The 16,840-nt window shown below is 44.7% G+C and carries 12 protein-coding genes; 9 read left to right on the top strand and 3 right to left on the bottom strand.

Translation table 11 applies throughout. From position 1 onward, the window contains the following. Positions 1-171 precede the first annotated feature (171 nt). From J7I42_RS14210 to J7I42_RS14170, 9 genes are all read left to right on the top strand, one after another. Positions 172-5,151 carry a cadherin-like beta sandwich domain-containing protein gene (locus J7I42_RS14210; protein WP_209139487.1) on the top strand — a complete coding sequence of 1,660 codons (4,980 nt, stop codon included), beginning with the start codon at positions 172-174 and terminating at the stop codon, positions 5,149-5,151. 520 nt (positions 5,152-5,671) lie between these two features. Further along, positions 5,672-6,025 carry a 30S ribosomal protein S6 gene (rpsF, locus tag J7I42_RS14205; RefSeq protein WP_209139486.1) on the top strand — a complete coding sequence of 118 codons (354 nt, stop codon included), beginning with the start codon at positions 5,672-5,674 and terminating at the stop codon, positions 6,023-6,025. Between the two features lie 4 nt (positions 6,026-6,029). Continuing rightward, positions 6,030-6,296, top strand: a complete 267-nt coding sequence (gene rpsR, locus J7I42_RS14200; RefSeq protein ID WP_014221276.1) for a 30S ribosomal protein S18 — start codon at positions 6,030-6,032, stop codon at positions 6,294-6,296. Between the two features lie 9 nt (positions 6,297-6,305). Beyond that, positions 6,306-6,752: a 50S ribosomal protein L9 gene (rplI, locus tag J7I42_RS14195; protein WP_209139485.1), complete on the top strand. Its 447-nt coding sequence runs from the start codon at positions 6,306-6,308 to the stop codon at positions 6,750-6,752. Positions 6,753-7,128: 376 nt separating this feature from the next. Further along, entirely contained in the window at positions 7,129-7,494 is a 366-nt protein-coding gene (locus tag J7I42_RS35350; protein ID WP_081198473.1) for an RNA recognition motif domain-containing protein, read from the top strand. Beyond that, the gene (locus J7I42_RS14185) at positions 7,412-7,801 is read left to right on the top strand and encodes a hypothetical protein (RefSeq protein ID WP_209139484.1); all 390 of its coding nucleotides are present in this window, start codon (positions 7,412-7,414) and stop codon (positions 7,799-7,801) included. Before J7I42_RS35350 ends, J7I42_RS14185 begins: the two co-directional genes overlap by 83 nt. Before the next feature lie 615 nt (positions 7,802-8,416). Then, complete coding sequence (locus tag J7I42_RS14180; RefSeq protein WP_209139483.1) at positions 8,417-9,793, top strand: HAD-IB family phosphatase; 1,377 nt, start codon at positions 8,417-8,419, stop codon at positions 9,791-9,793. Between the two features lie 67 nt (positions 9,794-9,860). Continuing rightward, positions 9,861-10,730 carry a universal stress protein gene (locus J7I42_RS14175; RefSeq protein ID WP_209139482.1) on the top strand — a complete coding sequence of 290 codons (870 nt, stop codon included), beginning with the start codon at positions 9,861-9,863 and terminating at the stop codon, positions 10,728-10,730. Between the two features lie 101 nt (positions 10,731-10,831). Further along, positions 10,832-11,455, top strand: coding sequence for a hypothetical protein (locus tag J7I42_RS14170; protein ID WP_209139481.1), 624 nt, complete (start codon positions 10,832-10,834; stop codon positions 11,453-11,455). A gap of 439 nt (positions 11,456-11,894) precedes the next feature. On the opposite strand, the gene J7I42_RS14165 is transcribed toward J7I42_RS14170, so the two are convergent. From J7I42_RS14165 to J7I42_RS14155, 3 genes are all read right to left on the bottom strand, one after another. Further along, the gene (locus J7I42_RS14165) at positions 11,895-13,271 is read right to left on the bottom strand and encodes a 3-keto-disaccharide hydrolase (RefSeq protein WP_209139480.1); all 1,377 of its coding nucleotides are present in this window, start codon (positions 13,269-13,271) and stop codon (positions 11,895-11,897) included. A 16-nt stretch (positions 13,272-13,287) separates the two neighbouring features. Next, positions 13,288-14,490 carry a Gfo/Idh/MocA family protein gene (locus J7I42_RS14160; RefSeq protein ID WP_209139479.1) on the bottom strand — a complete coding sequence of 401 codons (1,203 nt, stop codon included), beginning with the start codon at positions 14,488-14,490 and terminating at the stop codon, positions 13,288-13,290. Between the two features lie 112 nt (positions 14,491-14,602). Beyond that, complete coding sequence (locus tag J7I42_RS14155; protein WP_209139478.1) at positions 14,603-15,604, bottom strand: FAD:protein FMN transferase; 1,002 nt, start codon at positions 15,602-15,604, stop codon at positions 14,603-14,605. Positions 15,605-16,840: the final 1,236 nt, after the last annotated feature.

The following is a 16,840-nucleotide window of genomic DNA, read 5'->3' as shown; positions in this document are numbered from 1 at the left end:
TTGTGATATACTATATTTACTGCAACCCGTAACATTTGCATAATACAGGGCTTCTATCTTTGATTCCGACCCTTTACACCCACAAAATCCTTAACTGGTAGCTCATTCTGCTTGCAGCCAGTATCATTGAATAACCGATAAATATTTTTCCTTCAAAACCTTTATGCACACATGAGAAAATTGTACCTGTTACTCCTGGGTATGCTCCTGATAGCATGTCCCAAACTATTTGCACAAATTAGTTTAACAACATTGAACACCGCGTATACCCAGGATTTCAATACGCTGGTCAGTACAGGAACAGGCACCCTGGCCACCAATGTTCCCACAGGCTGGCTATTCAGCGAAGCCGGCGGCAATACCGATTATACTGCTAGCACAGGTTCTGTAACTGCAGGAGATACCTACAGCTTTGGTTCCGCTGGCAGTTCCGATCGGGCTTTCGGCGGTATAGCATCAAACGCCCTGCAACCTTCCATCGGCGCTGGATTTACTAACAACACGGGCAGTACGGTTACATCCCTTACCATTACCTATGTGGGCGAACAATGGCGTTTGGGCGCTACGGGCGGCCGTACAGACAGGCTGGACTTTCAATACAGTCTTAATGCGACCAGCCTTACTACCGGAACATGGACGGATGTTAACTCCCTTGATTTTAACACGCCTAATACAAGCGGCGCCATCAGTGCTTATGATGGTAATGCCACCGCAAACCGCACCACCCTCAACGTCACCATTTCGGGGCTTTCTATAGCCAATGGGGCCACCTTCTATATCAAATGGAACGACGTTAATATTACAGGTAACGATGATGGACTTGGCATTGATGATTTCAGCATTACTGCTACCTCTTCAGATGTGTCGTTAACAGGACTTACAATAAGCTCCGGAGCCTTATCACCAGCATTTTCCGCTTCTACTACCAGCTATACCGCATCAGTAGCAAATGCTATCAACAGCATATCTGTTACCCCAACCGCTAATGCATCGGCCACCATTACCGTTAATAGCATTCCGGTAATCAGTGGCAACGCTTCTACAGCCATTTCGTTAAGCGAAGGCCCTAATACCATCACAACTATAGTAACTGCACCGGATGGGGTTACTACCAAATCGTACACTATAACCGTAAGCAGAGCAACAGCCGGCACACCAACAGTTATTCAGGGTTCTGCTTTGAATAGTTTTGGTAATAACTGTATTAATACAACAGCTGGTCCTACCTCGTTTACCTTAGATGGCGCAGATCTGGATGGCAGTGATCTTGCCCTCGCAGCCCTTCCGGGATTTACTTACAGCGAATCGGCTGCAGGCCCTTATACCAGCACCCTTAGCTTTTCTTATTCCGGGAATGGTTTTACAGGAAAAGCCATCTATGTACGCTTTAGTCCAACAATAGTTCAATCTTATAATGGTAATATCATTGTAAGCGGTGGAGGCGTTACGCCTATAAATATTTCGGCTACAGGTTCCGGTATAAATACACTTGCTACAGTCACCACGGGAACAAGCTCCACAGTTACTGCAACCACTGCAACCATTGCTGGAAGTATTATCAATGCCGGTTGTTCAGCCGTTTCCAGCTATGGCTTCGAATACAGTACAGTACCAACCTTCCCGGTTGGTACAGGAATACAGGTTCCCGCATCAAATCTGAGCAGCGGAAATTTCAGCGTAGCATTGTCAGGTCTGATTCCCAACACAAAATATTATTACAAAGCCTATGCTACAACTGCCGCAGGCACCGCCTATGGGACCGAACAGACATTTATCAATGAACCATTACCGGTTCCCATGGCATCACAGCCAGGGTTGAGCTATACACAGGATTTTTCTGATATCGCTACCTGGACCAATTTCTTCATTGATGGAAATGGGGCTAACCATTTTGACGGCTTGTCAATAACAGGTACAGGCGCCATCCCCAATCCCAATGTGCTCTCCACCTCAACAGCCTCCTTCCAGGGGAACTTAAGTTCCGGAGGCGTACAAAAAGGTACCGATCAATCGACGCCAACTCAATCGATCGTATTACTGTCTACAGGTGGTACCGATAATACCTCTTCAGCAGCGATAGACTTTTATATGGATTTTACCGGGGTAAATGCCGGCACATTGAGTTTTGACTGGGCTTCTATCAATAACCCCTCGGGCGATCGAAATGGTTCCTTACGCGTATACGCCAGTATCGACGGCATTAACTGGACCGAACTCACCTTTGCCAATGTGCTGAACTTTACCAACGGATCACCCACCAGCGGATCACAATCAAATATTGCGCTGCCTGCTATTTTTAATAACAGCGCCACCGCCAGACTTCGTTTTTACTATCACAATGCCGCAGGTGGTGTTACTCCAACCGGTTCCAGGCCCAAGATCAGCATCGACAACCTTAAAGTGACCGCATTAGCAACTACCCCCTGTGTTAGCCCTACAGCAGCACCTACTGCACTGACCTTTGGAACCATCACTGATGTATCGATACAGGGAAGCTTTACCGCTGCCAGCCCGGCGCCAGACACTTACCTGGTTATTGCCAGCACCAGCAGCAGCCTTACTTCAAATCCTGTTGACGGTCAGATATACAATATCGGGGATAATGTGGGGGATGGAATAGTGATTGCCAATGGCAATAGTACCAGCTTCACCGCTACAGGACTCAACGCGTCAACCACCTATTATTTCTTTGTTTATTCATTGAACGGTATTTGTACCGGTGGGCCGTTGTATTATACTGGCACCATACTCACCGATCATTCAACCACCAATGCCGGACTTCCACCTTGTACCGCCCCGGCTTCACAACCCACAGCACTCATTTTCGGTACCACAACGCCTACTTCTATTCAGGGTTCTTTCACCGCTGCTACCGCAGATGAATACCTGGTTTTAGTAAGTACGGCTGCTTCTCTTAGCAGTAACCCCGTGAACGGACAGTCGTACGTTGCAGGTGATGTAATAGGCAACGCTACTGTGGTAAGCCGCAGCACGGCCACTACATTTACCGCCAGCAACCTGGCTCCCAATACCACCTACTATTTTTATGTGTTCAGCCTGCAATTGCAGAATTGTTTAAACGGCCCGGCTTACAACACCGTTTCCCCACTGTCGGCATCACAAAATACCCAGCCATTGCCGCCCTGTACCACGCCAACCGGGCAACCTGCCAATTTATCCTTCAATGCTTCCAACACCAGCATTTCGGGAACCTTTAACGCAGGTGCTGGTGCAAATAATTATTTGGTGATCAGAAGCACTTCAGCAACGTTGAGCGCCACACCGGTTGACAATACCGATTACAATGTGGGTGATAATCTCGGCGGCGGTGTAGTGGTGGCCAACACAACCACCACCAACTTCCTGTCGACTAACCTTACACCAGGCACTACTTATTATTTCTTTGTTTTTGCTGCCAATAAAAATTGCACCGGCGGAACAAAGTATCTGACTGCTTCTCCATTAACAGGATCACAAGCCACCAGCAATGCTCCTATAACCAGCTATTATTTTGGAACATTGCATTCGCATTCTGATTATTCAGATGGTAACCAGGATAACCCCGGTTATACACCTACCATCGACTACAATTATGCCATGACTGCCCAGTGTATGGATTTCCTGGGTATTTCAGAACATAACCATTTCTCGAACCTTAACAACCCAGGTACGCTGAAAGATAATTATCACTCCGGTTCAATTGAAGCCAATACCTTTAGTGCCGCAAATCCCCATTTCCTCGCATTGTATGGTATGGAGTGGGGTGTGATCAATAATGGGGGCCACGTAGTGGTGTATGGCGACGGCATGGACGACCTGTTTGGCTGGGAAAGCGGCAGCGGCGGCTGGGGTACTGGCAACAACTACGACGTATATGTAGCCAAGAACGATTATATTGGCCCCAATGGTTTATTCAAAACCATCAATGACTATGTGGCTAAAAATACTTTCGCCACCCTCGCCCACCCGAATTCAAGTGATTATAGCAACCTTTCCAATATAGCCTATAATCTGGTTGCAGATAATGCCATTACGGGAACAGCAGTTGAAAGCGGTCCGTCAACATCAGACAGCATCAACTATAAAGATCCCGGTAGTTCCATGTTTTACCTGGGCTATTATCAGAAACTCCTCGCCCTTGGTTATCACCTGGGACCAGTTATCGATCACGACAACCACAAAACTACCTTCGGGCATACCACGTATTCCCGTACTGCTGTGATAGCGCCTGCGCTTACAAAAACTGATATCATCAAAGCGTACCGCGACATGCATTTCTATGCAACACAGGATTGTGACACCTGGGTCGACTTTGCCATCAACACACATATGATGGGTTCCATTTTTACAGACCGTTTTGCACCCATCATTACCGTGAGGCTTACAGATGCATCGACCATTGTAAGCAATGCAGTGATCAATGTTATGTTTGGCGTACCTGGCAGTGGGGTGGCTGCACAAAAGATCGCCTCTGTAAATGGCAGCAGCATGACTTACCAGGATAATAACCTGGCAGATCTTGCAACCGGATATTATTACCTGGATATCACCAATGGCAGCGCGCGCATCATTACCTCGCCCATTTGGTATACCAGGAACGATAACAATACACCGCTTCCTGTAACCCTTTTGTCCTTTACAGGTCAAAAAGCAAATGACCTGGTAAAACTTAGCTGGACTACCGCTCAGGAAACCAATAGCAAGGAATTTATTGTTGAAAGAAGCACCGATGGACGCACCTTTAGTGCTATTGGAAAAGTAGCAGCAGCAGGTAATACCAATCACTCAACCACTTATAGCTATACCGATGCACAACCGGTATACGGCGTGAATTACTATCGCCTGAAACAAGTGGATCTTGATGGAAAAACAACCTACTCAGATATTGTAAAGATCAAATTTGATAAAGCGGGCGATTTTTTTGTTGGCCCCAACCCGGCCCGCAATACGGTAACCATTTACCGCCAGGGTACCAATGAGGCAGCCCGTGTTGAACTGATGGATGTCAATGGTAAATTAATGCAGCAACTGAATATTGGGGCTGCCACCTACGCTAATCCAATCAATGTAAGTGCCTTATCAAAAGGTATTTATTTGCTGAAACTTACTACGTCAAAAGGTATTCAAACCGAAAAGATAATGGTGGAATAGAAAGATAATTTGATCGTGCGCAAAGGGGGTATCAAAAATATGATACCCCCTTTTTTATTCCCCAATTACACCCTGAACCTTAATGACCTCACAAGGACCTCACAAGGACCTCACAGGGACCTCACAGGGACCTCACAAGGACCTCACAGGGAGAAAGTCCCTGTTAAGTCCGGGTAAGCTCCCTGCCAGCCCCTTTTAAAATTCGGCTGAAGTCATTCGCAGGCCCGTTTTCGATCCAATTCGTTGGAAAAGCTTTCCGGAACAATATTGTTCCCCGAAAGCTTGAAAAAGCCAATAAATTAACTGCCAGGCTAAAAATGAATTTAAAATGCCCTTTTTATTCCTTACTAATTATTTGCCTGGTTATCAGCAGCGTATCACAGCTCTGCCTCATTTATTTAGTCAAATCCATCCGGGTTTATCCTTAGCCCCGCATTCCTCCTGTTCATGTTTGACCAATTGACATATTTATTCTACCTTTGCAGCCCAAATTAATTTTTTAACCAACAAACAGGGATCAATGAACAATTACGAATTGATGGTGATTTTTACCCCTGTGCTTTCTGACGACGACTTCAAAGCGACTCAGAAAAAATTCACTGACCTGATCAAAAGTCTTGGCGGTGAAATTGTGCACGAAAATCCCTGGGGATTAAAATCACTGGCGTATCCGATCCAGAAAAAGACCACTGGTCTGTACTGGGTAATGGAATACAAAGCGCCATCCAGCCTCAATGAGCAATTGAAAATTCAATTGCTGCGTGACGACAATGTGTTGCGTCACATGTTCACTGTGCTCGATAAATACGCCGTCGAGTACAATAACAAAAAGAGAAGTGGTGTACCTACAGGAACTGAAAAAGTAGAGGGATAATACCATGGCAAAAGCAAATGAAATTAAGTACCTGACCGCCATTAAGACCGAGAAACCCCGGAAGAAATTCTGCCGTTTCAAGAAATATGGCATCAAGTACGTTGATTATAAGGACGCTGAGTTCCTGAAGAAATTCCTGAACGAGCAAGGTAAATTACTGCCCCGCCGTATTACCGGTAACTCTTTGAAGTACCAGCGTAAAGTGGCTCAGGCTTGTAAAAAAGCTCGTCAAATGGCCTTATTACCGTACGTAACTGACCTTTTAAAATAGGAGGACACCATGGACATAATACTGATTCAAGACGTAGATAATCTGGGTGGTGCCAACGAGGTAGTTAAAGTACGCAATGGCTATGCCCGTAACTTTCTTATTCCCCGCAAGTTTGCAGTAGAAGCCAGTCCTTCTAACCTCAAACAATTAGAGGAAAAAAGAAAGCAAATTGCAAAGAAAGAGCAGAAAATGCTTTCTGCTATCAATGAAGTAATTGCAAAACTGAAAGAAGGTGCCCTGAAAATCGGAGCTAAATCCGGTACCAGCGGCAAGATCTTCGGTACAGTTACCTCTTTGCAACTTGCCCGCGCAATCCGCGAGCAAAAAGGTTATGAGATCGATCGTAAAAAGATCACTCTGCCTGAGGAAATTAAAGAACTGGGTGCTTATAAAGCTACCATCGATTTCGGCAATGGTCATTCAACCGAGCTGGAATTTGAAGTTGTGGCCGAGTAATATTTCCCACTTCAATATAAAAAGCCTTTTCTGTCTCCGGGCAGGAAAGGCTTTTTCTTTTTCTGTACATGTCAAAAAACAACATATTTAGGGGTTTTCCCGTTCTTATAGCCTGCTGGGGAATTTCTCAGAAAATACCCCTATTGTTCCTTAAGTACTTGTCTTAGATCAAGCCGGTCGTTTCCGCAAACCCGCTTCCTGGTTGGGTAAGGGATTTTTTTTATTGTTTAAATCAAAATAATTCTCCTATCTTCATGTTAGATTAATGTCTTAGTTCTCATGTTCCGAGTGTCTTACCTGTTTTTCGGTTTCCTCAGTTCATTGTAGCAACTATTGCCATTATCCTTTTTTTCAGAACACTAAAATTTTCGTTACAATGAACATTTATGTAGGGAACCTCTCCTGGCAAATGACCGATGAGGATTTAAGAACCCTGTTCGAGCAGTACGGCTCAGTTACTTCTGCTAAAATTGTTAAAGACAAAACCAGCGGACGTAGCAAAGGTTTTGGATTCGTAGAAATGCCTGAGGACGGCGAAGCTCAAAACGCGCTGACCAGCTTATACGAGTCTGAAGTTTTAGGCCGTAAGATTATCGTTAACGAAGCACAACCAAAACCACAAGGTGGTGGCGGCGGCGGATTCAAAAAACGCAGCTTCGGTGGCGGCGGCGGCGGCGGTGGCTACAAAAAAGGTGGCTACAATCGCGGCGGTGGCGGCGGTGGATACAACAGAGACTATTAATAACACAATCGCATCGACTTATATAAATCCTTCCGGTAATTCCGGGAGGATTTTTTATTTTCAGCAAAGGCTGGTATGGGAGGCAATCGGCAATCGGCAATCGGCAATCGGCAATCGGCAATCGGCAATCGGCAATCGGCAATCGGCAATCGGCAATTGGCAATCGGCAATCGGCAATCGGCAATCGGCAATCGGCAATCGGCAATTGGCAATCGGCAATCGGCAATCGGCAATCGGCAATCGGCAATCGGCAATCGGCAATCGGCAATCGGCAATCGGCAATCGGCAATCGGCAATCTCCGATTAATAGCTAGATTCGCTCAGTGCGTCCGGCAGTCGATAGACGGCAATGGGCAATCTCCGAATAATAGCCAGGCTCGCTTAAAGCAGTCTTAAAACGGTAAAGAGTTATCGGAACACAAAACAACAGCTTACAGAGCCGCCCGTAGAATACCTTAAACCTTGGCTTTTCCTGTCAAATAGCAGAACACCCAAAATTTAAAAACCTAATAACTTTTAATAACTTAATAACTAACTAACAGGGAACACAAAATTGCAGATGCCCTTTCTATATAGAGTCCCTTTCCAGCCTTTCAACACTGATAATTCCCTTCTTTCAACCGGACCTCCCTCATTACAAGCCCTGGCACACGCTTTTATTTAATTCTCTTTTAATAGCAAATTAACGCCCAGTCAATATTCACAGTTGATCTTCAGCGCAGGAAAAATGGGGTGTATGGAGGGTGTATGTGTGGATTTTTCCCCACACATAATATATTTTAATGTCTGGTAAAAGGAAAGGCACATCTTTTGCCATTTTACCCGGAACATCGGATATACGCTCAGGCAGGCTCATTTTCAAGCATTATTTTCCTCACCCCCATACACACCGTAGAATCATAAACCGGAGAAATATACAAATATGCTAACTGTAATTATTCCTGTTTTAAACGAGGAGGCTACTATCGCTAACGTAATACGTTTTTGCCAGCAATTCCAGCTGGTAACTGAGATCATTGTGGTTGACGATAAGTCAGAAGACAATACCGTTAAGATAGCCGAAGAAGCTGGTGCAACTGTTATTATCAGTCAGGTGCGCGGGAAAGGCATCTCCATGAAAGATGGTATTGCCATAACTACCAATGAATTCATTATTTTCCTCGACGGTGACATTGACCCATATCCGGAAGGCACTATTACCAACCTGGCCGCCCCCCTGCTGGCCGATGAAGCTGACTTTGTAAAAGGCAGCTTTGCCCGCAATGCAGGCCGGGTAACCGAACTGGTTGCCAAACCGCTGTTGAACATCTTTTACCCCGGTCTGTCGCATTTCTCCCAGCCACTCAGTGGTATGATAGCCGGTAAAAAATCATATTTCAAAAAGATCGATTTTTTTAACGATTACGGGGTTGATATAGGTATTCTCATAGATATGTACCTGATGAAGGCGCGCGTAACCGAAGTGAACATCGGGTATATTGAAAACAAAAGCAAACCCTGGCAGGCGCTGGGTAAAATGAGTAAGGAAGTATCAAAGGCCATTATCAGCAAAGCCCAGTTACAACACCCTGAAGACATCAGTGAAGAAGAAATACACTCCCTGGAAGCCATTAACCGGGAAATGAACAAAACCCTGCGGGAGAAATTATCCGGCTTTCACAAAATGGCCATCTTCGATATGGATGATACCATTCTACAAGGCCGCTTCATTAATGCCTGTGCCACTACATTTGGGTTTAACGCCAAGCTTGAAGACCTGCGCGCCCGTGAAAAAGACCCCATCATCCTTACTAAAAGGATCGGTTCATTTTTAAAAGGCCGCACCATGGATGAGCTATTGAACGTAGCCAGTCAAATTGAAATGGTCAGTGATATTAAAGAGGTTGTAAAAGAATTAAAGAACCGGGGCTACATTATAGGCATCATCAGCAACAGTTATACTTTAATAACCAACTTTGTTAGGCAAAAGATCGGTGCCGATTTCTCCTATGCCAATCAACTGGAGTTCTTTGAAGGAAAGGTAACAGGGGAAGTAAACCTGCCTTCCTATTTCTTTGGTTCACCAGAAAGCGTATGCGGACATTCCTACTGTAAGACGAATGCCCTGCAATATGCCTGTGAAAAGTATAATGTGCCCATGCAACGCACCATAGTGGTGGGCGACAGCCGCGACGATCGTTGTATGGTTGGCCATGCCGGTAAAGGCGTTGCCTTTTGTACTAAAGACGATCTGCTGGAAACGATCGCCTTTAAGAACATCCGGGAAAGCAGTTTTCAATCGCTCCTGGCGCTTGCTTAATACAAGAGCCCTGAGCCACAGCTATAGTAACCACATTTCTAATCAGTAAACCTAAAAAAGAACGTCTATGCCAGGAAAATTATATAACATACTGGTGCCGGTTGATTTTACCGGCCGCAGCAAATGGGCCATTTCCAAGGCTATTGAACTGGCGAACACCTTCCAGTGCAATATTCACCTGGTACACGTGGTGTCGAAGAACCTGTTGCCGTTGATCCCCGTTGACGCCAGCATGTTGCTGCCCTACGACATTACTGCCGACCTTAAAAATGCCCGTAAAAAACTGGAATTACTGAAAGAGACCTATCAACATCATTTGTGTGGAGAAGGTAAAATAGAGATCAGCTTATTACAGGGCCGCCCCAGTCAACAGCTGGTAAAATACATTGAGCAGTACGATATGGACCTTGTAGTGGTAGGTTTATCAAAATTCAATCTCATTCATCGCATACTATCTTCCGTTTCCATTAGCCAATTGGCCCGCAAAACCAATGTGCCGGCGCTGGCCATTCGTTCAAGCGGACTGGTAAGTCACTTCAAGAAGATCGTGCTACCATTGACCGATGAGGTACCGGTGCGACGGATCAAGTTCGCTACCTTGCTGGCCCGTACGTTCCAAAGCACGGTATACCTCGTTAGTTTGCGTAAAGATGGCAATACTGCAGAACAGGTAGTGAACAAAACCCTGCAGGTTATACAAAGCCTCAGCACTATTCCGGTGCAGTGCTTTTTACTGGAAGGAAAAAACCTGGCCAAAAGCACGCTCGATTTTTCAAAGCGCATTAATGCCGATCTCATCATGGCCAATCCATTGAAGGAATTTCATATGCCTGGCTGGTGGAACCGCATCACCCGTAAATTGTTATCGTATGGGTCAAAAATACCGGTGATCACCGTTGACAAGAACAACGAACAGGCACCTCAATCTCAATCCTAGTATTCGTTTTGTTTTTTTAGATATAAAAGTCTTCCGTTGAATCGGGAGACTTTTTTGCTATTGGGCAAATTCAATTACATTTACTTCACAAACCCCTTCCCATGAAACTGGTTATCACCCTGCTGCTTGTGGCATTCTGCTTCACTTCATTTGCACAAACTGATCCCATTGTAAGAAATGCTGTATTCAAGAGTTTTGAAGAATTCAAAAGCAACACACCATCCATCCACCCCATCAATCTGTTCCTGGAACAAACAGGTGAAGATAAATACTTGCTGAGCTACCAGGATTCTGCAGGTAACATGAAGGAATATAAAGAGTCACTTTGGGGATTTTCAGACAATGAAAACGTATATATAAAATATAATAAGCACTACGCCAGGTTCATGGCCATCGGTAAGATCAGTGTATTCAAATTTTTCCAGGAGTCAGAAACAAAATGGTCAACGTCATCTTCTACCACGGTGGTTAGTACCCCCGTTGGTACTACAATAACACATAATGCCCCGACACCGTTCCGCTATAAAACAAAAGAAAAAGGAGAAGTATCCTATATCCTGGATATGAATACCGGTAAAATAACCACCTTAAAAGCCAGTGCTGTTAAAAAGCTGATCAGTAATGATGCAGAATTGTCAGCAGAATATAACCAGTTGGGAGAATATAACCAGGAGCGCGACAAACTCGCCTTCTTAAGGAAATACAACGAACGCAATCCCATGTAATACAGACCGGGTTGTAAAACAGACAATTATTACTTCCCATCGGGTTCTCAGTCTCTGGCTCCTTGTTACAGGACGGGCATGCTATATTCTAATCTAACACTTGTTTGTTTAGCACTCCTTTAGCAGCCTATACAAACGTGTGCAGCAGTCTTTTCCCCATAGCCAATCTTTACGTAATGGTAATAATCCTATTATTTAGGTTTTGTCTAGGAGTAATTATTTATTAGTGCAAAATCTTTATGGCAATCTATTTTTTATGTGCGATTTAATATGCAACTTTGCAGTAGGATAAGGTTTAATGGTTAATGGTATTTGATTAGTGTAGGGTCGCCTGTAAAAAGGCGACCTTTCTTTTTTCCGGCAATTCTGCCGTTTGGCCCAAAAAGAAAACCCCTCCCGGTCCGGGAAGGGTTCCTGAATATCTCTCAAACGTTACAGGCTATTTTAATTCCTTTAATTTAATACTTCTGAAGCTCACCTCATTTCCATGGTCCTGCAACAAAATATGTCCTTTGGGCGCCTCACCAAAGTCTTTCCATACTTTGTATTTACTTAAAGCCACCAGTTCGCGGAAATGGGCTGAACCCCGGTCATACTCCAGCACTTTTACCCCATTCAGATAATGCACCACATGATTGTTGGGGTATACCACTACGCGGCCTGAGTTCCACTGTCCTGGTTGGTGAATGAACCGTTTTTGTTTATCGGCTTTTATAAGGTCATATAAGGAAGCCAGGGTACGATTGCCATCGCGACCCAGTTTGGCATCGGGGTGCAGGGTATCATCCAGCACCTGGTATTCCAGGCCAATAGCCGATCCCTTATTATTTTCAGAAAGGGTCACAAAGTATTTCACGCCGCTGTTGGCGCCAGGAGTTAATTTAAAATCGAACGACAGGTCAAAGGCTTTGTACTCATCTTTGGTTACAATATCGCCACCGTTGGTCGATTCAGCACCGTTCGATGACAGCACGGTCAACGTTCCGTCTTTTACCTCCCAACCTTTTTCAGGGAAGCCGGGTTTGTAGGCGCCTTTCCAGCCGTTGGTGGTTTTACCGTCAAACAACAATTTCCAGCCTTCATTTTTTTCGTAGGGAGTCAGTGTATTGGGAATATAATCTGCCACATAAACCCCTTTGGGGAAAGGTAATGGCGACAAACCGGTAGTTTTTATACGAATATTCCGCCAGTGGATCTTCTCCCCTGCCAGTTCGGGCTTGGGAATAGCATGCACTTGTAAGGCGATAAATCCTTTTTTATCAACTGTATCAACTACATAAGCACAGGCTTTATCGTTTACCCAGGTCCTGATGTTATTACCGATGCACTCCACTCTTACTTTATTGTATTGTCCGGGTTTGAAAGCGCTTTGTGCGGCCGGGTTCAACGATAAAGGGTAGAGCCAGTCACGGCGGGCTTCATCATACACCCCGCCAGTCCAGGCGCGGGAAGAAGGGTCCAGTTCAAACTGATAACCATATACGCGGCCTTTACCACCCCGGCCATTGCTCATCTCGGGATTGTAGTGACTTCTGAATTGAATACCTGAGTTGGAGGTAGTATCATCTACTTTTACTTCCAGCTCCAGCACAAAATCGCCATATTCTTTATCTGTAACCAGGAATGTATTAGGTGAGTTAGGCACTGTAATTCCTACGATTTCACCATCTTCAATTTTATACTCGGCCGAACCGGTGATCTTGTTCCAGCCATTGAGTGATTTTCCGTCAAATAAGTTAGTCCAGCCACCGCCCGATTGTGCCGTAGCTACAGCCGTAGAAGCAATCGCCAAAAGTACACAGCTAAGTTTTTTCATATGTCAGTTAAAATAATTACGATAAATTATATGCAGGTTTCCACTTTTCTATGGTGTGATTAAATATAGCACTGTTGGCCAGGGCTACACAAATAGCGGTTGTAGCACCGGTAACAATGTTGGAAGATGGCAACTTTTTATTGGTAATGGACTCATGAAACTCCACCAACGCATAATAGGTACCGTCTTTTAATGTTTCTTTTATAATGGGAATACCACCATCCTTGTTCCATTCAATTTTGGTAGCGCCGGTAACGCCATCCACTGTTTGCAAATCCTTTTTGGTAGTAGGTTCTGGATAGTACACGCCTTCGTGCATCAACAAATGCACAGCGCCTTTAGTACCTTTTATTTTGAAAATGTATCCATCATGCGCATTGCCACAGGTAGCGCCAAAATTGCCAATCATCCCATCTTTGGCATACCGCAACATCACCTGTACATTATCGCAGGTTTCCCTACCGTCCTTATAAAAGTCGATGCCGCCAGTTCCCAGTATTTCATCGGGATGGGTGTTAAAAGCCCAGTTAACGAAATCCATCTGGTGCGAAAGCAATTCAGCAGGCAAACCACCAGAGAATTCTCTATACATCCGCCAGTTCACCTGTTTGTCAGTATAACCAGCAGGTACCGGCCGGCGCCAGTTCCAGTTACGGTCCCAGCGGCTATCTATCTGCGTAACTTTACCCAGGTATCCTTTATCGATCATCTCCTTTACTTTAAAGTATAAAGGTGTTGACCGGTATTGATGTCCTATTTGTACGGTTTGATTGGGATGCGCTTTTGCAACTTTAACCAGGTCAAGTACCTGATCAATGGAATAAGCCATTGCTTTCTCCAGGTAAATGTGTTTACCTGCAGCCAGTGCATCCTTGGCTATATGATAGTGCTCACTTAATGTAACGGCAATCACCACTGCATGTATCGACTTATCATCGAGCAGCTGGCGATAATCTTTATATGCTTTAAGGTTCGCGGAAGTACTTGCTTTTTTGGCGTTCTCAATTCTGAAGTCGAGCACATCACAAATGGCGGTCACCGCAAAACGGTCGGGAAGTTCATTGAGCATATTCATTATGCCCGTTCCCCGGTCGCCGCACCCGATGATACCGATGTTTAGTTTTTCAGCAGTGCCGGCAAAAGCCTGCACCCATTGGTTGGATAACAACAGACCACCGGCCAGTAGTCCAGATTGTTTAATGAAATGACGTCTGCTCATAAGGCAAATGCAAAAGTTTTTTTATTTAGACGATTAAATGGAATCAATCCCCTTCTATTATAAGTTGTAAAATTCCATTTTTCGGTGGCATCACCCCAACAATTTAATATAATTATTGTAGTTGCAACAATTTATAAAACCGGCTGGATGCCGTATCGGCAATGGCACCCTTACTGGTACGGTAAATAAAATGGGCAGCCATATCTTTTCGTTTTTCAACAAACTGCAATGCTTTTTTTAACCCCATTACCATCAGTGCATTGTCGTAGGCATCAGCGGTAATAGCGTCCCGGGCAAATACGGTCACACTGATCAATTCGTTCTGCTCCGGATAGCCGGTACGCGGGTCTATCAGGTGCGTGATCTTTTTGCCATCGCTTTCATAAAATTTCCGGTAGCTGCCCGAGGTTGTGATGGCACCGCTGTCTACCGAAACGATCTTACTGATCATCGACAATTCATAATCGTTTTCACCCGGTGCTTCAATGCCTATTTTCATCTTCTCACCACCGGGTTGTTTATGCCCTTTTACCCTGATCTCCCCACCTATTTCAACCAGGTAATTTCCAATACCATGCGTCTCCAGGTAGTTGGCCACTACGTCAACACTATAGCCCTGGGCAATACCATTCACATCGATCTTTATGCAGGGTTTTGATTTATATAAAACATTTCCTTTCATTGAGAGGTTATTGCTGCCTATGCATTTTTTAAGCGACCTGATTGTGGTAGAATCTGGCAGTCCGCTCACTTTCTTTGGGCCAAAGCCCCAGGCCTGAACAAGGGGTTGCACCGTGATATCAAATATTCCTCCGGTTTGCTGGTAGGTATCTATCGACTTTCTGATCACGTTGAGCATATGCACATCCATGTTTACCGAGGTAGCCGAGTCGTTGAACCGGGAGATAAGAGAAAGAGGATTGTAAATAGAAAGGGAGGTATCTATCCTGGCCAGGATGCTATCGATCTGGGGTTGGCCGAAGGTGCTGTCTTGCGCATACCAGGTTATATGGTAAGTAGTGCCCTGGGCCTTTCCGTTGATCTGTATCTTTCGCCAGGATGGTAGCTGAATAAAAGCGGTACAGATAATTAACAATACGCATAAGTAACGCATACGACAAATGTAAGTAAAATCGTATGCGGAAGATTTGCGTTTAATTAAACTCAGTTGGCAAAAAAGTAGGCCATTGTTGAACTTTTTATTTAAACCGAACTATTCTAAAACACCAGGCTACCCCCAGCTGGTGTCTGTTAATACTATCTAATGAATTAGTTAATCGAGCGTTGTAGCCATATACCACTTTAGCCGGTCCGGTTCCCAGTCCAATCTCAGGTCTTAATACAAAGGAGCTATTCTCAAAATTGGTGTAATCAACAATGTTTAGTCCAAATGCAACCCCTAGTATAGACCCCCAAAAGCCAATTTTTGGACCTATTGTTTTATGGTCAGATAATTTTACTTCAGTAGAAGCAAACAAAGCAAATGACACAGGATATTCACAAAAGGAAAACGCATTATAAGCCACCCCTAATTCAGCAAAACATAATATCCCTGGTTATAACCTGCTAAAAGGGAAAGACCAAAGTTGTCACAGGATGCTCTGGTAGAAGAATCGCCAAAATTTACAGATTGGCCTTGTATTGTACTAATAACTAACAATGAAATCAGAAGGAAGAGTACTTTTTTCATAGGGTTGCAGGTCAAAAGTACCGTTCACAATTCAAAGTTCATAGTTCACGTACTTTGTTCTTTAATCGCTCTTCGCTAGACGAGGGTTAATATGCGATGTGTCGTATAGCATCCTAAGTTTAAGTTATTGGGTTTTTATGTTACTGGGTTTGGGGAGAGATCAAGAAGATGACGGGCTAAAGTATCAAGAGATCAGCGAATGGGGCGCGAACCGAATGGCCCTGGTTGATGTTGAGGGATGAAGGAAGTATAATCGGGTTCCTGGTTTCAGCCATGAGGCGCCAGCCGAATGCTGAGTAGAGCTGAAAGGAGGTATAATCAATCCGGGTTCGGAAATGTGAGGCGTAAGCCGAATTTCGTAATCCTTGTTCGGGGCATGAGGCGCAGCCGAAATCCCGTATTTCCATTGCCGATTGCCGATTCACGATTGCCGATTGACGGACCTGAGCGCAGCGAAGGTCCCCATTGCCGATTGCCGATTCACGATTGCCGATTGACGGACCTGAGCGCAGCGAAGGTCCGGTTTGCCGTTTCATGTTTCACCTTTCACGTTTCACGTCTTGCCAATCAGTAAGATGCTGCAGCTTAATTGGAGAGGTGGTACATTCAGAACACAGCAGGTCTAAAATGCAAAAAGCCTCCTGACACTAGTCAAGAGGC

The sequence above is a fragment of the Niastella soli genome (genome assembly GCF_017742245.1).
Lineage (GTDB): Bacteria > Bacteroidota > Bacteroidia > Chitinophagales > Chitinophagaceae > Niastella > Niastella soli.
Note: the sequence above shows the minus strand (reverse complement) of the source record. Positions and strands in the feature narration are given on the sequence as shown.